This is a genomic window from Metabacillus dongyingensis, assembly GCF_019933155.2.
Classification (GTDB): Bacteria; Bacillota; Bacilli; order Bacillales; family Bacillaceae; genus Bacillus_P; species Bacillus_P dongyingensis.
In genome coordinates, this window is sequence record NZ_OK052578.1 from 295,807 (window position 1) to 318,972 (window position 23,166).

The window sequence follows — 23,166 nt, forward strand, 5'->3', positions numbered from 1 at the left end:
AGTCATTACTTATTGAACTAACGGGGGCATTAGTTCAAAAAGAATTAAGTGATTTTATGAGTGAGGTTAGATTTTAGTTATTCCATTAAAATGCGCAATACACAAATAGTGGATCGTGTCCATTATTCAACAATCGGGGGCGATTGCTTAACAAAGTGTCGCCTCTTCTTATTAAGGTAAAGGGCAGTTTAATGGAATAAGAGTTTTTATGTGAGAATGAAGGTGATTTAGTGAGAGAAGAATTTGGTGAAAAGATAAATGGAATTGACTATCAAATTAGAAAAGGTGTTTATGCAGTTATTTTTAATCCTAAGAAAGACAAAGTTATGACTGTTCGAAATAGGAATGGTCATCATTTTTTGCCTGGTGGTGGAATTGAATACGATGAAAGCCATATAAAATGCCTTGAAAGGGAAATGTTAGAAGAAACAGGTTATAAAGTCTTGATTAATTGTTACATTGGTAATGCAATGAGATATTTTAAATCCACTAAAGATGAACCATTACTTAGTGATGGATATTTTTACTTGGCAAATATAACTGATAAAGTACAGGAAGCAATAGAACCTGACCATTACCTAGAATGGATTAATATAGAGAATGCGAAACAATCTCTTATCCACGAACATCATTGTTGGGCAGTAAAAGAGGGGTTAAACAAACTATTCTAGCAGCTCTTATTCAATTAAAGGGGGCGATTGTTTAACAAAGTGTCTCCTCTTCTTATTGAAGTAAAGGGCCGGATAGTGGAATAAGGATTTTAATAATTTGTACTAAAAAGGAGCTACATAAATATGAAAACACAGAACTTTGGAATTTAATCTCAAAAGGTAAAGATGAAATATCCGAGAATCAGGACATTAATTGTTATATTTTCATTTGCAAAAGGATGTTTTTAATGAAGAAAGCAGACAAAATAGCCTCCTAAAAACCAATTAAAATTTTAGGAGGCGCTGAAAATGAAATTCAATATTATAGACCGTAAAAATTGGCATCGAAAAGAGTATTTTGAACACTATTTACAACAACAAACAACATTCAGTATAACGAAAGAAATAAATATTACTATTCTTATAGAAAACTTAAAGAAAAAGAATTTTAAGTTTTATCCTGCGTTTATTTTTATGATTACAAAAATAGTAAATTCACATAGAGAATTCAGAACCAGTTTTAACTCTGAAGGCAAATTAGGTTATTGGACAGAGGTTTTGCCTTCTTATACAATTTTTGATAAAAAGACATGCACATTTTCAAGCATTTGGTCATCAAATTTAACTACTTTTTCTGAGTTTCATTCTCAATATGAGAAAGATGTAAAAAAATACAATGGTACAGGTAATATATTTCCAAAGATCCCTATACCAGAAAATAATATTCCGATATCTATGATTCCTTGGAGTTCTTTTACTGGATTTAATTTGAATATTAATAATGGTGGAGACTTTCTTCTGCCAATTATAACTGGCGGTAAATATTCTCAAGTAAATGGGGAGTTATTCTTACCTGTCTCACTACAAATTCATCATGCAGTTTGTGATGGTTATCATGCAAGTGTTTTTATGAATGAAATCCAAAGACTGGCTGATGAAAGTTTAAAGTGGCTATAGCTTTTTATTATGGGAAATATGTATAAAAGGAACTGATAAATCAGGTCCTTTTTTCTTAGAAATACCATTAATTTTATGAATTAATTCAGTTAAATGGATACGTTAGCTAAATAACTAAACTCTCAAACAAAACTGGATATTTATGTGAGATTATTAAGAAATGCACTTAAACGACAGGCCAGATTAGCGACATAAGCTCCCTGTAACTTTCAAGCCGGGTCTGCTAGACACAACACCAATTAATGTCCTACCGATGAAATCCCTGCCTTGAAAACTGGTTTTGAAGCATTGACGCCGGGAAGGCAAAGGCCATACACTCTTTATTTTTCTAAACCCAAACAATCCAAAACTCGAGAGTCAAGGGTTGAAAAATGTATGCAGCAAATTCTCAATGGAAAGGGATTAAATGATTAGAGGGCATGTTATATGCTTGATGATAGGAGAATAAAACTAATGCTATTGTGGAAAATGAAGAAATTAACAGGACACCAATTAGTGTCATATAATAAAGACACCAATTAGTGTCCAATTTAAAGGGAGAATGATTTTGAACGAAAAAAATCAAGAGCGTGATGTTTATGTAGCCATCGCTGACCCAACTAGACGTAAATTGCTACGTTTGTTGGCGGAGGCAGAAGAGTTACCTCTTCACGAATTAACCGCTCAATTTCAAATGGGTCGTACTGCTGTTTCTAAACATTTGGCTATCCTTAAAGAAGCTGGTCTAGCTGCCGACCGTAAAGTTGGCAGAGAAACAAGGTATCGGCTGAATGCTGCCCCGTTAAGAGAAATTGAGGATTGGGTATCGTTTTACAGGAAATTCTGGAGTGAAAGAATATCTCTTTTAAACCAAATATTACAGGAGGAACAAAAAATGAATTTAACAGTATCCCAAGATTTTAATTTTAAGAGCCCGATCAATAAGGTGTGGAACGCATTAACAGATTCGGATACTCTTGCAAAATGGATAATGGAAAATAACTTTAAACCAATCGTAGGACATAAATGCCAATTCCGAAATGAGCAGTGGAATTTAATTGTAGATTGTGAAGTATTAGTAGTGGACGAGCCTTATAAGTTATCTTATACATGGGTAGGTGATCCGATAAACACTATAGTCACATGGACATTGAAGCAAGAGGATGAAACAACCTACTTACATCTTGAACAAACAGGATTCGAAAAAGAAGATCAAGCGTTCAATGGTGCGAAATATGGTTGGGCGCAAATGGGCGAAGATCTTAAAAAAGTATTAGAGGAAATGTAAGACCAAACTTCTGAACTCTGAACCTTTTTTTTGAGTATTAAGCTAACCTATAGGAAAAAGCAAACGGCTTAGTATAGGACTGATCCGTTTGCTTTTTTAGTGTAAATAATGATACAAAACACATTCCAAATTCAGATGCAATTTTGATTGCAATTTCGGTTTTTGCGATAGGATACGGATCCTGTCCTCTTTAGTGTGTTCTCTTAAGCAAGTACTTCAATGATAGTAGGCTGCAGGACTCTTTGCAGAGCTCTTTTTTCTTCATTGTTTAAAGGGACCAATGGTAAGCGGACATCTCCTACATTTAGTCCTTTCATATTCAATGCAGCTTTTACAGGTGATGGGCTTGGTGCAGTAAATAATGCTTTCATTATTGGGAGAAGGTTACGATGTGCAGAAGAAGCTTCATGAACATCACCATTATTAAAGGCATTGATCATTTCTTGCATTTCATTACCAATGATGTGGGAAGATACCGAAACAATCCCTGTTCCGCCGATTGCTAAGACTGGAAGAGTTAACCCATCATCGCCGCTGTATAACGTAAAATCACTATGTGTTTTGCTGATGATTTGTGCCATGGTATCTAAGTCGCCACTTGCTTCTTTTACTGCCACAATATTGTCTATCTTTGAGAGATGAACAATTGTCTCTACTGACATGTTTACAGCACTTCGTCCTGGGATATTATAAAGCATTACCGGCAATAGGGTTGATTGGGCAATTGCTTTAAAGTGCTGAAATAATCCTTCTTGAGAAGGCTTGTTATAATACGGAGTAACGAGCATAATCCCATCGACTCCTGCTTCTTCTGCCTGCCTAGTTAAGCTGATAGACGCTTTCGTATTATTCGAGCCAGTACCAGCTATAACTGGAACTCTTCCAGCAACAGCTTCTACCACAACTTTGAATAAATCCACTTTCTCTTCTGGTGTTAATGTAGGAGACTCTCCAGTTGTACCAGCTATAACTAATCCATCAGAACCATTATTGACTAAATAGTTCACTAAATTTCTCGCAGCGTTAAAATCAACCTCACCATTACGATCAAATGGGGTAACCATTGCTGTTAAAACTTGCCCAAAATTCATAACTTCACACCCTTTAATAGTATTATTTGAAATTCAGATGTTGTTAGAGACGTTCAAAAGGAAACGCAAAAAAGCAACAACGAGGGATTCGCTGTTGCAGCAGGAACAAAATTTTTCAAAAGTCGTTACCATTGCATAAGATAGCCCTCCATATAGTTTCCTATATGACAGTTCTGCATTTATTCAATAACAGAACCAGCTTTAAGAACATGAGATTCTTTCCGCTTCGGCAAATTCCCCTTTCCACAATAGTCATTGGACCTCATTATCCTCGCATTGTGTACTAATGGTTTTTGCTCCTCTATCTTCTCTTCAAATATTATTGAAGGGAAAATTTTATTTAATTGGTACTAATATAACAAAATATTCTTACTACTTCAAGTCGGATTTAGATCTTTTTTAAAATACAAGAATGATCTGTAGCATTTTTACGATGGAGCACAGCTAAAAAGCTGTCGAAGAAGTTAGAAATCAATGATTTTCAACAAATTAAGTGTTTTATGATAAATCTGTATGAAAAGTTACTCCATTTTATAGGCAGTTTTGACAATTGATATCTCTTATAGCAGGAATTAGTATTTATCTTAGTATACTAAGAATTTCAAGGAGGGGCGGACCACATGACTTATACAAAACGAACGACAGAAAGAAAAGATATAAAAATCCGTGACGTTTGGGAAAAGACAGAGAGGGATATGAAAAAAAGTCTAAAGGCATGCAAAAATGTAAGAATCTTTTTGGAATTATAAGTTTGAAAATCAGTAGGTAAACTGTGACTGATATATATCGTGTTTAACAGATGAGCATGATCTTATATTAAACTCCTATGAAATGACATAACCTGCTGTTTTAAGGGCCACTCTTTTTGATTGATATATATATTATGAAAGGGAATAAAGGAGAATTAATGAAACCAGGTGCATTTTTCTTAATAAAGAAAAATGCACCTGGTTTTTTAACATTTCTTATTTTTTGTATTGAAATAGTCCTGCAGGAAGTTGAGCATCCCAATTTTCTGGTATATCTAGACGCAGCGCATGAGCAACGACAGCAGCTGTATCTATATTTTCTACATCAGACAACACGGTGCCAGACTTAATTGACGTTCCTTTAGCAGTCCAGAAAATGGTCTGTTCTTCTGGGGAGGAACCACCATGACCATAACCTTTTCCGCCATGATCCGTTGTGACGATAATTAGAGTATCCTTCATCAGTCCTTCTTCTTCTAAAGCTTGGACAATTTGTCCAACATGCTGATCAGCTTTTTGTAATGCCTCATACCATTTCAGGCTGCCATAGCCATAGTTGTGGCCTGCACCATCCACTTCATCCAAATGGACAAAAATATTGCGGCTGTTTTTACCTTCTGCTTTTATATAGTCCACCGTTTTTTGTGTCGTATTATTATCGTTCCCGCCATTTACTTTATAAGCACCTGCAGAATCTTCAATAATTCCTTTATTGATCGGTGACCATGTAGTAAAGGAAGCTTGATTAAGCATAGGACGCTCTTGTTTCAGCAATTTCATATAAGATGGATAAGGATTTTTTTCAGGGTAAGGATTACCTGTATTTTCGTTATTCAGACCATGTTTTGAAGGTACAACTCCATGGAGCATGGATCCCCAGTTTTGCCCACTAATTGTCGGCAGCATTGCTTTTGCTTCATATGTTCCAGCGCCTTCACTCATTAGCTTCTGTATATTTTTTGCGTTTGCTTGCTGGTCTTTTACTCCATTCCCAGCTCCATCGATTCCAATAAATACGACTCGTTTGTAAAGAAAATCTTTCTTGTAAGGGGCCAGCTTATCCTTCATCATTTGCACATCTAAGCGATCCACTTTTTTATCATCGTTAATATCCGCTTTTTGAGCTTGTTTCCAACGTTTGTCACCTTCATGACTATTTTTGTTTTTCTGTATAAGTTTTAGATCAGCCTCCGTTAACAACCCATCTCCCGATACATCTATAGAGTTAGATACATGTACATTGGCTGTCGCAGTTTTGCCGCCATCGACTGTTTTGACTGTGATCGTTGCGTCGCCAGGATTCTCAGCAATAATAGTGGGACGTTCGTTGATTATTTCAACTTTCGCTATCGTTTCATCACTAGAGATCCATTCAACCTCTTTTACTGTCGCATCTATTGGAGAGACAGTTGCTGTTAGCGGCATAGGTGCCCCCGCTTTCAGGTTGAGTTCAGTCTGATCCAATGAGATGGATTCTACTGAAATGGGTGGAAGCGGAGGAGCATTATCGTACATAGCGCGAACTTCCATTTCGGTCAAAACATTTCGATAAATCTGCAGGTCATCAACCTGTGCAGTCAGCGTAGAACCGTATTTTCCTGTACCATCCTGACCAATTTTGGTCGTATATGGGGAGTCGAGCGATCCTTTCATTCCAGAGATATCGACTGTTTTAATCAGGTTACCGTCTTTATAAAAGCGAGCACTCCCGTTTTTTCGGTCATGCGAGACAACAATATGATGCCATTTATAGTCAGCTACATTCGGCATGTGGTAATCCAACCGGCTGCTCTGAGAAGTTTTGTAATTCCAGATGAGCTCACCCGAACCGTTCATGCCCAAAATCCACCCGCTGTTGCTTCCGGAATTCCAGTCTTTATTCGAAATGATGGAAGGGTCGCCCTTGATGCCTTCCGATTTGATCCAAAAGGCAACAGAAAAATCTGTGCTCTCACCGAATCGGAACTCGCCGTGATTGCCCAGGTCCACATATTGTCCTGGGGAATTAAATTTGATGGCTTGTCCGATACGTCCCTGAACAAATTCGGGATTGCCGAAGATCGAAGGGGCTACGGCGCTTGCCGAGCTATCGTTCGCATTGTTGTCGAATTTCAAGTCGAGAACGGCTTCTTCATTAGCAAATGCAATGGAAGACATACTGTAGGATAAGACATTATATGGGATATCTGCACTGGTTGCAGCAAAAGACATCGCCATGGTTAATGTTGTACCCACTACTACTTTTTTAAACATATTAGATTTCATTCATTTTCCCTCCAAATTTAAATAATCTGACATGTCAATTGTAGGGAGGGAATGTAAATAAATGAGTAGATTCTTGTAAATTATCTTTAAATGTTGGTAAAAAAACACGACAAACAAGGAAAACAGTCATTATATCCTTTAAAAATAATTTGTTTTATGTTGTTTTCGAGTTTGTATTTTAAAGTTAAATGACAAGGCAGGAAAAAAATTTGCAATGGAATTGATTATTTCCTTAAAAGATATCTGCTAATATGAGCATCTGGAGCAGGGGGCGATTGCTTAACAAAGTGTCGCCTCTAGGACGCAATACACAAATAGTGAATCGTATTCTTTATTCAATTATCGGGGGCTTATCTGTAAAAAGGTAAGTGTTTTTTTTATGGAATAAAAGATTGAGTTAATCAACTTATTTTGAAATAATTGGTATTAAGCAATCGGGCAGTTTTATTGAAGAAGGAATACTAAATTTACATAATAAACATGGATTAAAGGATTCTTAATGTATTTACAGAATTTAACTTCATATAGTGTCATAATTTTTAAACAAAAATAAAATATAAGAAAAGGTGATTTATATAATGAGCACATCTAAAATAACTATGAAAAGCCCCACTCCAATCCTGCGTATTTTTGATGAGGAAAAAGCCAAAGAATTTTATTTAACATTTTTGGAATTTGAGTTAGATTGGGAGCATCGATTTGAAGATGATCTACCTTTATACATGCAAATATCATATAAAAATTGTATTATTCATCTTTCAGAGCATCACGGAGATTGCTGTCCTGGAGCTGCTATCAGAATCGAAGTAGAAAAGTTAGAGTTACTCCATTCAATTCTTATATCAAAGAAATACAAATATGCTCGTCCTGGCATCGAAAAAACCCCTTGGAATACTCGGGAGGTGCGCATTGGAGACCCATTCGGAAATAGAATTATGTTTTTTGAGAACATTCAAAAATAACATTACTCCCTAATACTAGGAAGGCTATGTCTATGTCCCATGAAACAGTTAATTTTTCAGCTTGCTAAATATATATTTAATAAATTCCTTTTTGTAGTAAAGGTGCTTTTGTTTTAAAAAATATCAGTACGGATCTTCAACAATCGGGGGCTATCCTGGAGCAAGGATAAGCGCTCATTTTCATTTTAGGGCCAGATTGTTGAACAACAGCTTAAAATTAGATAGGATTTTTTGATTTTTGTTGATGTTGTGAAGGTTGCACTTAAACTAAAAGAAGTAAGCTATTTTAATAAAAATTTTATGGTAAACTAAAATTAGATAAAATGTTTAAAGGTGAGGAATTAAATGAGTACAATCCAAAAGCATAAGCCCAATAAATTGAAAATGATTTTAAGAGGATTAATAGTAATTATTGGGGGATTTATAGCAGCGTATGGACTAGAAACCGTATTAATCCCAAACAATGTATCTGATGGGGGTGTGACGGGTCTTAGTATCGTTGGTTCAGAACTACTTGGATTACCATTAGGAGTTCTAATTGCAGTTATAAACATTCCTTTTATCTGGTTAGGTTATCAACAAATTGGTAAAAGTTTCGCGATTTATTCAATTATCGGAATAGCTTCCCTAGCATTGGGTACAAGTCTCATGCACCACACCCCAGCGATTATTGAAGGGGATACTTTATTAGTTACCGTTGTTGGTGGTATTATCATTGGTTTTGGAATGGGGTTAGCATTGCGGAATGGCGGAGCATTAGATGGAATTGATATGCTAGCCGTACTGCTTTCTCGAAAATTACCGTTTGGGACAAGTGATCTCATTCTTTTCTTAAACACATTCGTATTTATTTTTGTTTCAATCGCATTTGGTTTACAAGGAGCAATTCTTTCTGCAATTGCTTACTTTATTGCTTCTAAAGTGATTCACATAGTTGAAGTAGGTTTAAGTGGCTCTAAAACCTTTACAATTATCACAACTCAACCCGTATTAATGGTAGAGACTATACGTGATCGCTTAGGCCGAAGTGCAACGTACAAGGAAGCTTACGGCGGTTATTCCCATGAAAAATTCAAGGAAATCACATGTGTCATTAATCGCTTAGAAGAAAGCAAAATAAAAGAGATCATTAATGAAATTGACAAAACTGCTTTTGTTACGGTATATGACGTAGCCGAAGTTAAGGGTGGTAATTTCAGAAAGCATAATATTCATTAGATAAAATCCCGTAAATTTGTAATAAAACTCTACAAAAAAACACATTTTTAGGTTTGCTAAAACAGTTTGTTCATTGTGTTGAGTTAAAGTAAAAGCAGTTGGTGTAATAAGACCGGCTGCTTTTACTTTTTTTATGTGAGATTTCCGATAATTTACATTATGTAAATTAGATTTGTATGGAGTATTCATGTAATACACGGTAGGCGTTTTTTGTTTCATCCTCAACATATCAATACATAGAAGGAAAAAGTGAGGAGTTTTTCTTCTCTGCTAATTTTAATCGTTTTAATCATTGCGGCAGTGTTGTTAATTTCTTTCCTGATCAAGTTAAATATGAGAGATAGAAAAAAAGAAGCAATATACGCTTTTACAGTTCAGGACTTTATGAATAATCATATCGACTTAAATGAAAATACAGAACAAAAGGTACTCTCTTACTAACAACGATATAAAATTTCAACGATGATAATGATATTGAAGATTGTGGCGATGATGGAAGAGAAAAGCACCTTCATTCACTTGTTCATACATCATTGATCAAAAATCCTGTATTGATATGCAGGATTTTTTTGTTCCGCAAACGGACCAGATTGTGGAATAAGTGATATGGTTAATTTATATTAAGTAAAGGATAATAGAGTGAATAACTAGAGATTTGATAATGGTCGAATAAGAAACTTAGAGGACTAAAGAAATGATGCAAAACATTAATCAATAATCAATGAATTGAAAATTCAACAACAATGCCTGGATGGTGTCAGTTACACTGATACCACACATATTTAGGAGGTAGGATTGAAATGGCAAGGAAAAAGGAATTCGATGAAGATGCAGTTCTGCATAAAGCCATGCTATTATTCTGGGAACAAGGTTATGAGAAGACATCCATGCAGGAATTGGTCTCACATATGGGGATTCATAAAGGGAGCATGTATGATACCTTTGGCGATAAACACTCCTTGTATGTCAAATCATTGAAACGCTATAGTGAAATGTTAGAGCAATCGGTTAAGCGTGGTATGGCTGATACCCGTTCAGCCAAGGAAGCAATCAGACTGTTATTTGAAATGGCAATCCAACAGCAAGAAGAGTTTCCTGGGGGCTGCTTCGTAGTGAATACCGCGGTTGAGTTGGCAAATTATGATTCTGAGACCAGAGATTGGGTTCATCTGAAATGGGCCTCTACAGAACAGTTAATACGTGACCTTATTGTGGAAGGTCAACAATCTGGAGAATTTTCCAAGACACTCAATGCGGAAGGGCTGTCTTATTGTTTTATTAATGCATTAATCGGACTTCGCGTTATGGTTAAGACTATATCGGACAGGGAAAAATTACGCCAAATTATTGAAATGAATATGTCGGTATTGGAATGAATGGGTAATTTGGAACGATATGTTACCTGATAGGTAGTAAACTGCCATCTATAAATTAATCGTATTGCGAATGGAAGACATCATAATCTTCATCTCCTTTTACATTTTTTATGAAATAACTAAGAGAGTGTCTATAAAGTTTGGTTGAAATTCAAGGGGGGGCTGAGTATGATTTAATGCTCTTCATATTCGAACAGCGAAAGTCTTTTATTATAATAAAAATGCAGCCCTAACTTTTATAGGGGCTGCATTACTTTTTTACTTGTGCATTTTTAATTCGGCTTTCATTTCCCTTTAGTTGTCCAGATGAATGAACGCTTCATGTTACTCTAGATTCTGCCATTGATCTCTCTCCAATCGGATTCAAATCAATGTCGGGTGTGGCGTGAGATTAAGAGTACCCTTGTTAGCGAATTCCACCTGATTCCGATTAGCGAAGCGACTTGAATGCCGTGCGAATCTCGGAAGTCATGAACTCCGGTTGCTCCCAAGCTGCGAAGTGTCCGCCCTTAGGAAGCTTATTGTAGTGGATGAGATTCGGGTACGCTTTTTCTGTCCAGCTCTTCGGTGCTTCATACATCTCATCCGGAAATACGCTGGCGGCAACCGGGAGCTTGACGCCTTTGACGACGAAGAAGGAGATTCCGGCAACTGTGTTCTCCCAGTAGAGACGAGCCGCAGAAATCGCTGTATTCGTAAACCAAAAAAGCGTGATGTTGTCGAGAACGTCGTCGCGCGTTAGGCCTTCTTTGACTCCGGCAAAAGATCTCGCGATCAGGGCATGGCTCTTCCAGTCGTGGTCAATCATAAAGGCTGCCAAACCGACAGGCGAATCCACCAGTCCGGTCAGTGTCTGCGGACGCGTTCCCATCAAGAAGGCGTAATAGAATTTATTTTCGCGAACTTGCTCGCACGCTTTCTTCTCTTCGTCTGAGAGACCGGCTGGCAGCGGGTTGCCTGACCAGATCGCCGCATCGACTTCGGGCGGAATCACTTCAGGCATGTTGGTGTGAATGCCGATCAATCCTTTAGGTTCCTGAACGCCCATAAAGTTAACGACGATCGAACCCCAGTCGCCGCCCTGCGCCACATACTTCGTATAGCCAAGGCGAGTCATAAGCTCACCATAAGCGCTTGCGATGCGTTTAGGATTCCAGCCGGTCGTGGTCGGCTTGCCCGAGAACCCATAGCCAGGCATCGACGGAATGACGACATGGAAGGCTTCCGATTCGCTTCCACCGTGTGCCGTTGGGTTAGTCAGCGGCTCGATCAGCTTCATTTGCTCGATAATCGAACCCGGCCATCCGTGTGCAATTAGGATCGGCATCGCGTTCTCATGCTTCGAACGAACGTGAATGAAGTGGAAGTCCAGACCGTCGATCTCGGTAATGAAATGCGGGTAAGAGTTAATTCTCGATTCGATCTTGCGCCAGTCGTATTCATCTGCCCAATAACGCGCAAGTTCTTGAATCGTTGCGAGCTGCGTGCCTTGCGATTGATCCGCGACTGTTTCCTTCTCAGGCCATCTTGTTGCGTTAATGCGTCTTTTCAGTTCAGTAATTTCTTCTTCCGGTACATTCACATGAAACGGACGAATGGCGTTCTTGTCTGTAGGTTGCTCATTACTTTGTTGTTTGGTACTTGTTTGTGTCATTTTTTTTATCTCCCTTTGGTTAGTTTAGATTTTTTGGGTTTGCGTTGCTGAGATACGCTAATGAAGTTCAATCAAACGGTTTGTCCATGATATCTCAACGATCCTTTCGGAAAAAATTTAGCATATTCAAGAACGAATGGTCAAGAATTATTTTTGAACGAACGTTCTTAAATGTGTAAAAAACAGTGTAACTGAAACCAGTATTGGTATGAATATGAACTTCCTTGTACTGTTTCAGAGGACGGATGGATAAATGACTTTCTCAAGATCCTTTCATTTGCTAAGAATATTATTCATACTTCTAACCTATCTGTTTCGGGATTATTAATTTTACTGCTTCTTGAGGGAGGTTTGTTGCACAGTTTATACCAGGGCCAATTAATATCGTTACACGGATTCTCCTACCCCTCGAAAAAGTTCATAAGAAGCACCTCCTAAATCCTTTCAATTTGAGTGTTTTTGCACATCCCCGAAAAGGGATAGAACCCAGCAACCGTGACACGAATTACAACTTACCGATGAAAAAACGTCTTGAGATGTCTAGGGGTAATCGTACATGCATCAAGAATAACAAGCACCCAGAGAGGCCATCTAGCCCTTACACTTTAATATCTGGCTAACCTTATATTACGAACGGGTTAACAGATTTTCTGGTTCCACACATTTTAGAACGAGCGTTAAAAAATAATTATTGACCGTTCGTTCTTAAATGTGATAAATTTGTTCCGTAAAGAGAATCGTTGAGATTTCATGGACAAACCAATTGATCTGCTTTTCCGGTCGCGGTTTATGAAAAAAATTTTGGGGAGTGATTTCGAAGTGAAAATTAGTTCAAAGCAAGACTTCAATAAAGATTTTAACAGAGAAGAAAAGCTGAAAACGCTGACTAAAATCCAGTATAACGTAACTCAGAATGGCATGGACGAGGCGCCATTTAATAATGAATACTGGGATAACAAAGAAGAGGGTATCTACGTAGATATTGTTTCGGGTGATCCACTGTTTAGCTCGAAGGACAAATTCGATGCGGGTACAGGCTTTCCTAGTTTTACAAAGCCTCTGGAGTCAAACAATGTTGTTCTCAAACGCAAAGGATTATTTTTTGGGAACGAAGTCAGAAGCCGGAATGCTGATTCCTTCCTAGGCGACGTGTTCAAAGACGGACCTCAACCAACAGGACTGCGGTTCTGCGTGAACTCTGCAGCCATGGAATTTATTCCGAAAGCTGATCTTGAAAAAAGAGGTTATGGCGCTTATGCCGCGCAATTTAGCGAGCAGAAGCTTTGAAAATGAATGATGGTGCAAACCAGATGGAGATAGTTTAACGGATAGCTACGACAAGAGGAACTTATCAGGAGGGAGGGGAAAGAATCCCTAAAGGCTGCCTAATTGTAAATACCGCAGTTGAATTGGCCCTTCATGATTCTGAGTCCAGAGACTGGGTCAATCAGAGATTGATTGATTCAGAGCAGTTGATACGTAAGCTTATTGAGAGAGATCAATAATCGGGAGAACTAAATAAGTCACTCAACGCAGAATTGCTGTCATATTATATTAATAATGTATTAATCGGACTGTGGGTTATAGCAAAGACGAAGGATGACAGAGAGAAATTGAAGCAAATTATCGAAATGACAATATTAATTTTAATACACAAATAATTTTTTTGTTAATTCTAGAACGATTGTTCTTAAATAGTGGATCAAGTGGACACAACGATCAAGAAGTTTAAAAAGCGGTGACTATTTTATTCTCGTGTTAAAGAAGTCACATAATAAACTCGTCTAATCATTTAAAAGATATCCTAATTGTGGTTCGGAAGCTCCATTCAAGTTTAGTGAAACTTTCTTGATAGATTTAAATTTAGATGGAGGGAGTGGAAAAATGAAAAGAATGCTTTGGGTTTTTCTTATGATGTCATGTGGTGCAACATTTATTTCATCTTTATTTCCTTTATACAGTGAGTATTATCACCTAAGTAGTCTTCAAATTACCATCTTATTTGCAATCTATGCTGTTTTCTTGCTGCCTACTTTACTTATAGTAGGTGTAAAGGGGAGTGAGTGGGGATTAAAAAAGGTGCTTCGATACAGTATATGGATTTCAATCGTATCAACGATAATATTTATTATTAGTTTTGATTTTTGGTCTCTCTTTACTGCAAGAGTATTAGAAGGGATTGCTTATGGCGCATTTACTGGTACTGCTATTCCCTTTTTAATAGTCCAATCTCCTGCCAATAAGATAAGTACAGCTATCAAATTATCAGGTGTTACGGTACTTATCGGGTTTGGCTTAGGTCCAGCAATTTCAGGTGTAGTTGTGGAGTATCTCTATTCCCAGTCATTGAGCGTACCTTATTGGTTTTTGCTGGTGATGTTGAGTAGCTCTTTAGTAATACTGGAAACTTTTCCTGTACACAATGAATCCTCGATTGAAAAACCGATCCACACTAAGATCTCAATAAGTATACCAAGCCATATTCGTTCACATTTTTGGTCTTTTGTTGGACTGCCAATCTTTATTGTTTTCACTTTACAAGGTATAGCTTTCTCTCTTTTACCTTCATTTGCTAAGAATATTATTCATACTTCTAACCTTTCTGTTTCGGGATTGTTAATTTTACTGCTTCTTGGGGGAGCTTCATTGTCTCAGTTCGTACCATGGCCAATTAATATCGTTACACGGATTCGATTTGGAATTTCACTTTTTGCAATTGGTTCTTGGGCTATCATTTTATCCGGTCAGTTTTCAAACTTAATTTTACTCTGGATTGGTATATTCCTTCAAGCAATCGGTGGCGGATGGACGTTTCAAGTTACTTTTAGATTAGCTAGTCAATTACCAAAACCGGAAGAACGTCAAGGAGTTATTTCTGTATTCTACTTATGTGCCTATACTGGATTTATTGTTCCAATTATTGGATTCGGGGTGCTTACTAAATTTTTTAGTATGACTTATTCATTGATTTTACTAAATTTATTTGCTGCAATTTTCATTGTTTATATTCTCATGTATTCAATCAAATTCAAACAATATTATTCAAATCACTATAGTTATTAAAACGTTCAAGGCCGAAGGGAAGGCGATGGTGTTTCCAGTGATGACAATTTTAACATCTTGGACTTGAGATATCCCAAGGATTAGAGTGCCCGTATGTAATACGGAGCAATTGTTCGCTGCAATCATGAATAAATTAATGAATTTAATAGAAGTTTTGTAAAATAATATGAATATTTTATTATATGAGTTTTACTTTAAAATGAATTTACAGATATGCAAGGCTGGTGGGAATATTGGATTTGAGGCAATTAGGAAATTTCATGGCTCTTTGTGAAGAAATGAACTTTACAAGGACAGCTGAAAAACTAAGAATTGGGCAACCTACTTTAAGCTACCAAATGAAAGCTTTAGAAGACGAACTGGGTGTTCGTTTATTTGACCGGTTAGGTAAGAAAATAGCGATTACAGAAGCTGGTGAAATCCTCCTTGAACATTGCACAAATGTGTTCGCGAATTTAAAAAGCGCCAATGAACAAATAGAAGAGCTTCAAAAAGTGAAAAGAGGAAAATTAGTCATAGGTGCACTTTCCGGAGATCTAAGTCATATTGCATCTATGGTTTTGATAGAGTTTCATGCCAAGTACCCGCACATTCAGATCCAGATAATCTCACTAGATGATGTAGTGGAAAAGATAAACGAAATTGATTTGGCCCTAACTCTTATGCCACGAACAGATGAGAGTTTGACAAATATCCCATTATACAAAGATGAATTTTTTTTAGCAGTACGAGAGGATCATGTTTGGTCTGAAAGAGACGATATAGAGTTTAGTGAAATTAAGAACATTCCTCTAATATTAAATCCTAAAAGTCACTGTTTTAGGCAATCACTTGATGATGAGTGTATATCTGCAGGGATTGTAATCCAACCAATCATTGAATCAACCGATTCAAGATCAATATTGAACCTAGTGAAGGGAGGGATAGGGGCTTCCATTATGTCCTGTACACTCTTTCCTCTGGAAAATGAAGGGGTATTGAAAGCTATAAAAATAAAAAATCCAACTATCATTAGGGAAGTCACCATTGTACACCATAAACAAAAATACATTGGCACAGCTGCAAGAGGTTTTATCGAAATATTAATTAAATATATGAAAGAAAATAGGTCATTAGTGGAATGAAGTAAAGGAATACAGTGGGGGGTGGACGTTTCAAGTTACTCTAAGATTAGCCAGTCAATCACCAAAACCAGAAGAGTCAGTCACGTAAGCTATAGGAAACTCATCTCCAAACAAGCAGAAATAAACCTTTACTTTAGTTATATCCAATTACAATTTTCCTCCCAATAGTTCTCACTTTCCGAATTATATATCATTTTAAAGAAACTTCACGAACAGTTCAAGATTACCTTCATTTACGTTACTCATGATCAAGAGGAAGCATTAATCATGTCAGACAGAATTGCTGTCATGAACCAGGGAAGAATTGAACAAATTGACACACCTCAGCAAATCTACAATCATCCAGATACCCTTTTTGTTGCCAACTTTATCGGCGAAACCAATGTGATTGATGTTGATTTATTAAACAGTAATAATAAGGAAGATCTATTAAAAGAATTTTCTCAAATTGTTAAATCAGATAAAAAGCTCGTAATAAGACCTGAACACTTAAATTTAACGAGTAATTCCTTCCTGCCAAACAGAATTTCGTTTGAGGCAAAAGTAAAGAATGTTCATTTTGTAGGTTCAAAAAGAGTAGTTGAATGTGTATCAGGCTCTCAGGAGATTATTGTTAATCTGCCTGATGAAGAGCTGTTGGATCATTTAGATGAGACTCTTTGTTTAAGCGTTAGAAAAGATTTGGTGAGAATACTTTAATGAGTTAGTAGCACTTTTTTAAGAAAAACACTGGTCTCAATTGTTGGAAGATTATTTTAGTAATAAGTGTTTTTTACCTACGGATAACCTATTTGTTCACACGCATAATTGCGTGTGGATTTTTTTATTACCCCGCTCTTCTTAATTCGGATTTGAACAAACATAACTATTACTTGAATACCTTTGGCCATCGTTGTGGGGATAGAGGAATGAGGTGTTTTTTGCATTTTAACAGATCTTTTTCATTGATCGAATTGAATCCGTGAGAATTCTAATAGGCACTAGAATTTTAACTTTTCATTTAGGAGCGAAGTTTGAATTAATAAAACTACAGATTTATAAACTGAATTTATGGTAGGATAAGAAAAATCAGATGATTGAAAAATAGGGGATGGGAATCATGCTGGAAGGAAAGATAATCAAATTCTATCGTGAACAACAAGAAATGAAGCAAAAGGACCTAGGGGAAGGAATTTGCTCCAGTACTCATATCAGTAAAATAGAACGGGGGCTTACAGAAGTCTCGGATGAAACGATTCTATTATTATCTCAAAGACTAGGAATTGATATGGAAGGGGAAGTGTCAAATTACAGGAGGGTGGAATCCTTATTAAAGGAGTGGCATGATGCCATTGTGAAGAAACTGCAGACAAAGTCGGATAGTATTAAAAGGCAGCTTGATGGAATTAACCTTTTACATATTCAGGATTTTTATCGATCCTACACCCTTGTGCTAACCAGATACTACTTGTCTGTTGGCGAGTTTACATCAGCGCAGGCTCTAATAGAGGAGATGGAGGTTTGGACAGGATTATCTAATTATGAGGAAAATATGCTATTGCACATAAAGGGGATTTTCCAACTGACTGTAAAGTATGACTATGTCAGTGCCATCTCTTTTCTAGGTCAAATCAGTCTTGAGCAATACTCCAATCAGGAATATTATTATGACTTGGCTGTTGCCTATAGTTCGCTCAATTCTCGCGTCCTAGCTTTTTTTAATGCGAATAAGGCACTGGCCTTCTTCACAAAAATACGCAGTTTCTCCCGTATCATTAAAGCTGAAATGCTGATGATCATCCAGCTCGAGCAATCGGAGGATTTCCGTTTTCTAAGCAGTGAATATCATAGATTGATAGATATGACGGAGGATTATGGGCTCGATTGTCAAAAAGCGATGCTGCATCATAACCTCGGCTATCTGAATTTGCGGCACGGCTATTTCAAGCAGGCTGCTGAATATTACAAAAAATCGATGGATGCACGCAATACCTCAGAGCCCCAGTATGTCGGCTCGCTGGAGGGGTACATAAACGCTTTGACAAAAGAAGGGAAGACGCCAAAGGAAAAGCTTCTAAAGCTTGTAGAAGAGGGACTTTTGTTATGCAGGAATTTTTCGGACGCCACCTTTCATCATCTCTTTACGATGCATGACCACTCCATTCGAGGTGAGGAGGACCAGTATTATCACTATCTGGAGAACCAGGCATTTCCCCACTTTGACAAAATGGGCTATGTGATGGCGAAAGAGTTTTATGCGGTAAAATTATTTGATTATAATATGTCCAACAATGATATGGTCAATGCTAATCGTTATGCCGGAGCAATTGTGGAGAAGTTCAGAAGAAATAATCAGTTTGTTTGATTTGAGAGGATACGTTTTTGTGGCATAAGCTTTAAGTTTTGGTCAGAAAAATGGACATGTAAGAGGATAAAACGCTCTGTTTTTGTGGTTTTTGCATTGTTCGGGGGTAAAAAGAATGTTTATGCTTCCTTCTGAGCTAGGGTGGAGTGCTCAAAATACCAAATTCTAACAATCCTAATCATTTATCTAAAAATCAATTTTTTACATCGGGTCACACCTAACTAACCAAAGGAAAAGATGCCTGCTTTATATTGGAAAAGCAGGCATCTTCCATTAATATTATCTTAATCCGTAAGCCTTGATGATCTCTTGGGTAATTTTGTTTCCTTCATCATCCCAAGCGCTTGCTCTGAGTGAAACGGATTTTGCGTTTTTCGGATTTTGGATGGTTGCGGCATATGCGTCACCATCTTTAGTAAGTTTCATTTTTTTCCATGATTTTCCCTCGTTGAATGAAACTTCCAAAGTGGTATTCTCTACGTTTCCGTATCCTACTGCATTTTCCACTTTACCTACAGACAGCTCAAGGTTAGTAGGATGGTTTGCCAATGCATCTCCATTTACATCGGTGTCCACCTTGTAATCCAGAGTTAGGAATGGAAGGTCGTATCTCCAATTCTCTGATGCTTGCGTCCAGAAGGTCCATTCAGTATGAGTTCGGACTGACGTATTCCAGCGTTCTGCGTCACGTTTTGCGTCCATAACAAAACGGAATTGCGTGCGTTCTTTTGGTGCGACACCTGTTGCATACATCGCTTGGCCTTTGCCTTCCTTCACTAATGTATCACCCTTGTACAATTTCGATGTCTGATTTTCTGCAGATATATTATATTCGGTACCGCCTGTGTTTCCTTTTCCTGCATCAGCCCAAGCAGGAACATTGATCATGAGATGATCGCCTTGGCGCTCAGGAGCCCAGTAGCCTTGACCTAAGCTTGGACGGACGACAGGTGAGAACCAGTTCTCAGTTAATTTTTGTCCTTTTGTGTAAGTGGCCAATGGCTGACGAATTTCCCAGGTTGCATCTAGCACCTCTGCCTGGTGATACCATCTAGTATCCTCTGTTGCCGACACATATTCAGTGCGAGCGGATGGATAGTTTATTTTTTGTAAAAAGCCGACTGCACCTCTAGTGTGTGGGCGAAGATCGTATCGGAATTCCCCGCCTTCTGCATCAATATTGGAATTGTAACGACTATCGATTGTTGCTAAATCCTTATTCGTCGGTGCATAAGTCAAATCCTTTGGAATCGATCCTTTATGGGCATCCACAAGGTCATACAGATATGGGGAATTGACTGTTCCTTCCACATTCAGCTTTACATTTCCTGAGCGTACAGCTTTTACAAGTTTGTCGCCTTCTTTTTTGCTGATACCAGCAACGGCAATCGGGTTGTCTGTGTACTCTGGAGTACCAGCATATTTACTAAATTCTTTATCCTCATTGTTGGCGATGATCAGTAGCTTTGCTCCGGCGGCAGCAGCAGCAGTAGCTTGTTGAGAAGGGGTTACCTCATCATTTCGATCGACCACAACGGCTTTACCTTTCGCTTTCAATCGTTCAAAGTCTGACGAACTGCCTTTACCTGCATAGACAGTGGATAAGTTATACTTTCCATCCAATAATGTACTTCCAGCAAACGGAATATCATCCAGTTCCTTTCCATTAAAGTTAATGGTCAAAACCGGTTTTGTTAGACGCCAGCGAGTGAGCTGTTCAAAATATCCGGTTTTGACTTCTTTTGTTGGAACAGCATACATCTTATCAATCCAGACCGGCAACAAATAAATATCGTTCATTTTCGCATCACCTAGTGAACGATAGTTTTCTATTCTTCGATAGTTCGCTTCTGTTTTCTTCGGCAATTCGGCTGTTATTTCTTTAGCCTTTCTTGCATCAAGTTCCACCGTTTTTGGACCATTTAGGTTCACTTCAGGATCACCTACAAGTGCCGCACCAGCGTGGTCTGTGTCCACATCTACATCCATAATGGCCATTGTGGAATATATGCCTGTTGGCAGGCGAAGCTCCAATGATCCATTAACAGCAACAAATGCTGGGGTCATGTTTTCGTTGACAAGTGCCACATATGCCAGTCCAGGAGAGCCGTCACGGTCTGTTGCTTTTAATGTAAGTGGATATCTTTCATCTTCCTTGACCATCGCCATAGTTGTGTGTACAAGCGCAGTTCCGTTTGCTTTTGCTGTTAAGAATCCTTGATAACGGGAGCCTGTTTCACTAAGTTTGGGATCAAGTATTACGTTCACGTCCACTGTGCCATTGGCTGGAACAGTGATGGTATTTTCAGAAAGGTTTAACAAACCTGAAGGAGCTTCTTTACCATCTTCATTTGTAAATGTTGCTTCCAACTCTACTGTGATGTCCTCGGCGCTATCATTTGTATAGGTAACGACTTTTTCAACAGGGGCTGCTTGATCATGCGGCCATTTAAAGAAGCCAAATGATACGGAGCTAGTTGCTCTCAGCTGTGTCTCCAGGGCTGCAGCTATATCAACCCGGCCTGTTCCCACCTGGTAAGGCTGGTAACCTTCAAGCTTCGTTGTTGTGTTCATCAATGCTTCTTTTAAAGCTTTTCCGTCCCATTCCGGATGTTTTTCGGCAAGGACAGCTGCTGCACCTGCAACATGTGGTGTAGCCATGGATGTACCATCTTTGCTAGAGTAATATCCACTTCCAGATGCAAATTGGGAGCGGGCTGCAACAATCCCTACACCAGGAGCAGATAAGTCAGGTTTTAGACCCATATCGCCATAGCGTGGCCCCATTGAAGAGAAGTATGCAAGCTGATCCGATTTGTCCACAGCACCGATGGTTAAAGCGGAATCTGCAGCCCCAGGAGAGCCGATAGTGCCTTCTGCTCCTCTATTGCCGGCAGCGATAACAAATAGTGTTTCATTCTCTTCACTAAGTCTATTTACAGCTTGAGCCATAGGGTCTGTGCCATCACTTGGCTCGCTTGTTCCAAGACTCATATTGACAATCTTTGCATTCTCAGATGCCCATTCCATTCCATCAATAATCCAAGAATCTTGTCCAGATCCTTGATCACTCAATACTTTTCCTACTAATAAGCGTGCATCAGGAGCAACGCCTTTGGATTTTCCATCAGCTGCACCTGTTCCAAGAACAGTGGAGGCAACGTGTGTTCCGTGACCATTTCCGTCATTCACTTCTTCGCCAGGTACAAAGCTCACAGCTTCGTCCAATTGATCGACAACATCCGGGTGGGTTGGGTCAATTCCGGTATCAAGCACGGCAACCTTGACGCCTTCACCTGTAAAGCCTGCTTCCCATGCTGTGTGTGCTCCAATTTGAGGGACACTTTGATGAAGGGCTGCTTCTACACGGCCGTCCAGCCAAATTTTTTCGACTCCATATTCAAAGAGTGAAGATTTTTCTGGTTCTTTATTGTCCCTTTGAACTGTGATATTTTCCCAGAATACTTCCGCTTCCTTTTTATCGGCAGTAAGTGCGGCACCATTAATACTTTCCAACTCCCGGACCTTCTTCGATCCTTTTGGAGCAATGTTTTTGGAGGAAGATCTAGCCTTTGTCTCATCGTATTCGACGATAACCGGCAACGCTGCCTGATTCTTGTCATCATACCCATATTCAATCAATTTCGTAATATTAAATAAGTCCTCATCCAGTTTTCCTGCTGCCAGGTAAGGCATGGTAGAGTTCGGGAATACGAAAGTATCCTCACCTAATGTCATGACCCTGACTCCATCTCCATCCTTATTAGCAGGCTCTACATTGATGTTATATTTCCCATTTTTAAGGGTGGAAACTTTTACGACATCACCAGTAATGAGCGTAATTACGTGATCCCCGGTCACATTATTGCTCATTGCAGCAGTTGATTTATCCAATACCGTCCCATTCTTAGATGCTCCAAGTGCGTTCACTTGAAACATGGAGCCTGATAGCATAGAAGCGGCAATCGATCCAACTAGAAGCGTCTTCATGGTTAGCTTTTTCATTAACATTCCCCTATTCCATATGGTAATTTGCAGATAATGCCGAGCTGAGAAAAATCATGTTGAGGTAAAAATAAGTAGTTATGTAATCCCAAAAAGATTACTGAAAGAAGTAGACTACTAGAATCAAAGCTTGTCTTCACCTCCTTAAAAGGTTTGTGTCTATTTCTGAAGAATTCTCTGATGGTAGTAAGTTCTCTATATGAGGTAAATAAATAGGAAGGATTAGTTGAATTGTATAGTTATAAAATATTATTGACAAATGGTGTTTTGTGAGGGACCTAAGAACTATTTTAGAAGAAGGAAACCTGCAAATTTTAGCTGAGATAACCGAAGGAATAAACCGAAATGTCTAAAAAAGGGAAAAGGAATTGGGGTTTTAATTAGTAGAATTCAAGAAAAATAACAAACTATTATCTTAATGCTCATTTTTTTAAACCGTAC

The 23,166-nt window shown here is 38.2% G+C and carries 16 protein-coding genes, 2 pseudogenes and 1 riboswitch; of the genes and pseudogenes, 14 read left to right on the top strand and 4 right to left on the bottom strand.

The features are described from left to right. Positions 1–230 precede the first annotated feature (230 nt). From K8L98_RS26215 to K8L98_RS26235, 5 genes and pseudogenes are all read left to right on the top strand, one after another. The gene (locus tag K8L98_RS26215) at positions 231–671 is read left to right on the top strand and encodes an NUDIX hydrolase (protein ID WP_243551298.1); all 441 of its coding nucleotides are present in this window, start codon (positions 231–233) and stop codon (positions 669–671) included. Between the two features lie 288 nt (positions 672–959). Continuing rightward, positions 960–1,607 (top strand): type A chloramphenicol O-acetyltransferase, encoded by a 648-nt coding sequence (gene catA, locus K8L98_RS26220; RefSeq protein ID WP_243551299.1) that lies wholly within the window; start codon positions 960–962, stop codon positions 1,605–1,607. Between the two features lie 252 nt (positions 1,608–1,859). After that, positions 1,860–2,021: pseudogene (locus K8L98_RS26225) on the top strand (YdeI/OmpD-associated family protein); the annotation flags it as partial. Positions 2,022–2,154: 133 nt separating this feature from the next. Further along, a pseudogene (locus K8L98_RS26230) lies at positions 2,155–2,481 on the top strand (ArsR/SmtB family transcription factor); the annotation flags it as partial. After that, positions 2,482–2,874 carry an SRPBCC family protein gene (locus K8L98_RS26235; RefSeq protein WP_243551659.1) on the top strand — a complete coding sequence of 131 codons (393 nt, stop codon included), beginning with the start codon at positions 2,482–2,484 and terminating at the stop codon, positions 2,872–2,874. A 203-nt stretch (positions 2,875–3,077) separates the two neighbouring features. Here K8L98_RS26235 and dapA read toward each other — a convergent pair whose 3' ends face one another. After that, positions 3,078–3,965 carry a 4-hydroxy-tetrahydrodipicolinate synthase gene (gene dapA, locus K8L98_RS26240; protein ID WP_243551301.1) on the bottom strand — a complete coding sequence of 296 codons (888 nt, stop codon included), beginning with the start codon at positions 3,963–3,965 and terminating at the stop codon, positions 3,078–3,080. Between the two features lie 133 nt (positions 3,966–4,098). Further along, a riboswitch (Lysine riboswitch) is annotated at positions 4,099–4,277 on the bottom strand. A 308-nt stretch (positions 4,278–4,585) separates the two neighbouring features. Here dapA and K8L98_RS26650 point away from each other — a divergent pair. Continuing rightward, positions 4,586–4,714, top strand: coding sequence for a hypothetical protein (locus K8L98_RS26650; RefSeq protein WP_275976774.1), 129 nt, complete (start codon positions 4,586–4,588; stop codon positions 4,712–4,714). Positions 4,715–4,930: 216 nt separating this feature from the next. Here K8L98_RS26650 and K8L98_RS26245 read toward each other — a convergent pair whose 3' ends face one another. Next, positions 4,931–6,979 (bottom strand): alkaline phosphatase family protein, encoded by a 2,049-nt coding sequence (locus K8L98_RS26245; RefSeq protein ID WP_243551303.1) that lies wholly within the window; start codon positions 6,977–6,979, stop codon positions 4,931–4,933. 578 nt (positions 6,980–7,557) lie between these two features. On the opposite strand from K8L98_RS26245, the gene K8L98_RS26250 reads away from it, so the two are divergent. The 3 genes from K8L98_RS26250 to K8L98_RS26260 all read left to right on the top strand — a co-directional run bounded on the left by K8L98_RS26250 (position 7,558) and on the right by K8L98_RS26260 (position 10,535). Beyond that, positions 7,558–7,941 (top strand): glyoxalase superfamily protein, encoded by a 384-nt coding sequence (locus K8L98_RS26250; protein ID WP_243551305.1) that lies wholly within the window; start codon positions 7,558–7,560, stop codon positions 7,939–7,941. Positions 7,942–8,286: 345 nt separating this feature from the next. Beyond that, positions 8,287–9,159, top strand: a complete 873-nt coding sequence (locus K8L98_RS26255) for a YitT family protein (protein ID WP_243551307.1) — start codon at positions 8,287–8,289, stop codon at positions 9,157–9,159. Positions 9,160–9,959: 800 nt separating this feature from the next. Continuing rightward, positions 9,960–10,535, top strand: a complete 576-nt coding sequence (locus tag K8L98_RS26260) for a TetR/AcrR family transcriptional regulator (RefSeq protein ID WP_243551309.1) — start codon at positions 9,960–9,962, stop codon at positions 10,533–10,535. 430 nt (positions 10,536–10,965) lie between these two features. Here the strand turns inward: K8L98_RS26260 and K8L98_RS26265 are convergent, their stop codons facing one another. Next, positions 10,966–12,189, bottom strand: a complete 1,224-nt coding sequence (locus K8L98_RS26265; RefSeq protein WP_243551311.1) for an epoxide hydrolase family protein — start codon at positions 12,187–12,189, stop codon at positions 10,966–10,968. Positions 12,190–12,939: 750 nt separating this feature from the next. Between K8L98_RS26265 and msrB the strand changes: the two genes are divergently transcribed. From msrB to K8L98_RS26295, 5 genes are all read left to right on the top strand, one after another. Further along, positions 12,940–13,476, top strand: coding sequence for a peptide-methionine (R)-S-oxide reductase MsrB (msrB, locus tag K8L98_RS26270; RefSeq protein WP_338037054.1), 537 nt, complete (start codon positions 12,940–12,942; stop codon positions 13,474–13,476). 597 nt (positions 13,477–14,073) lie between these two features. Continuing rightward, entirely contained in the window at positions 14,074–15,252 is a 1,179-nt protein-coding gene (locus tag K8L98_RS26275) for an MFS transporter (protein WP_243551312.1), read from the top strand. Between the two features lie 233 nt (positions 15,253–15,485). After that, positions 15,486–16,376: a LysR family transcriptional regulator gene (locus K8L98_RS26280; protein ID WP_243551314.1), complete on the top strand. Its 891-nt coding sequence runs from the start codon at positions 15,486–15,488 to the stop codon at positions 16,374–16,376. A gap of 267 nt (positions 16,377–16,643) precedes the next feature. Then, entirely contained in the window at positions 16,644–17,075 is a 432-nt protein-coding gene (locus K8L98_RS26655; RefSeq protein ID WP_275976775.1) for a TOBE domain-containing protein, read from the top strand. 400 nt (positions 17,076–17,475) lie between these two features. Further along, positions 17,476–18,720, top strand: coding sequence for a helix-turn-helix domain-containing protein (locus K8L98_RS26295; protein WP_243551316.1), 1,245 nt, complete (start codon positions 17,476–17,478; stop codon positions 18,718–18,720). Positions 18,721–18,999: 279 nt separating this feature from the next. Here the strand turns inward: K8L98_RS26295 and K8L98_RS26300 are convergent, their stop codons facing one another. Continuing rightward, the gene (locus K8L98_RS26300; protein WP_243551318.1) at positions 19,000–22,725 is read right to left on the bottom strand and encodes a S8 family serine peptidase; all 3,726 of its coding nucleotides are present in this window, start codon (positions 22,723–22,725) and stop codon (positions 19,000–19,002) included. Positions 22,726–23,166: the final 441 nt, after the last annotated feature.

Bases quoted from the DNA above. Each gene is read 5' to 3' on its own strand.
- catA (WP_243551299.1), top strand. From the start codon at position 960: ATGAAATTCAATATTATAGACCGTAAAAATTGGCATCGAAAAGAGTAT.
- K8L98_RS26235 (WP_243551659.1), top strand. From the start codon at position 2,482: ATGAATTTAACAGTATCCCAAGATTTTAATTTTAAGAGCCCGATCAAT.
- dapA (WP_243551301.1), bottom strand. From the start codon at position 3,965: ATGAATTTTGGGCAAGTTTTAACAGCAATGGTTACCCCATTTGATCGT.
- K8L98_RS26650 (WP_275976774.1), top strand. From the start codon at position 4,586: ATGACTTATACAAAACGAACGACAGAAAGAAAAGATATAAAAATCCGT.
- K8L98_RS26245 (WP_243551303.1), bottom strand. From the start codon at position 6,979: ATGAAATCTAATATGTTTAAAAAAGTAGTAGTGGGTACAACATTAACC.
- K8L98_RS26250 (WP_243551305.1), top strand. From the start codon at position 7,558: ATGAGCACATCTAAAATAACTATGAAAAGCCCCACTCCAATCCTGCGT.
- K8L98_RS26255 (WP_243551307.1), top strand. From the start codon at position 8,287: ATGAGTACAATCCAAAAGCATAAGCCCAATAAATTGAAAATGATTTTA.
- K8L98_RS26260 (WP_243551309.1), top strand. From the start codon at position 9,960: ATGGCAAGGAAAAAGGAATTCGATGAAGATGCAGTTCTGCATAAAGCC.
- K8L98_RS26265 (WP_243551311.1), bottom strand. From the start codon at position 12,189: ATGACACAAACAAGTACCAAACAACAAAGTAATGAGCAACCTACAGAC.
- msrB (WP_338037054.1), top strand. From the start codon at position 12,940: ATGGACAAACCAATTGATCTGCTTTTCCGGTCGCGGTTTATGAAAAAA.
- K8L98_RS26275 (WP_243551312.1), top strand. From the start codon at position 14,074: ATGAAAAGAATGCTTTGGGTTTTTCTTATGATGTCATGTGGTGCAACA.
- K8L98_RS26655 (WP_275976775.1), top strand. From the start codon at position 16,644: ATGTCAGACAGAATTGCTGTCATGAACCAGGGAAGAATTGAACAAATT.
- K8L98_RS26295 (WP_243551316.1), top strand. From the start codon at position 17,476: ATGCTGGAAGGAAAGATAATCAAATTCTATCGTGAACAACAAGAAATG.
- K8L98_RS26300 (WP_243551318.1), bottom strand. From the start codon at position 22,725: ATGAAAAAGCTAACCATGAAGACGCTTCTAGTTGGATCGATTGCCGCT.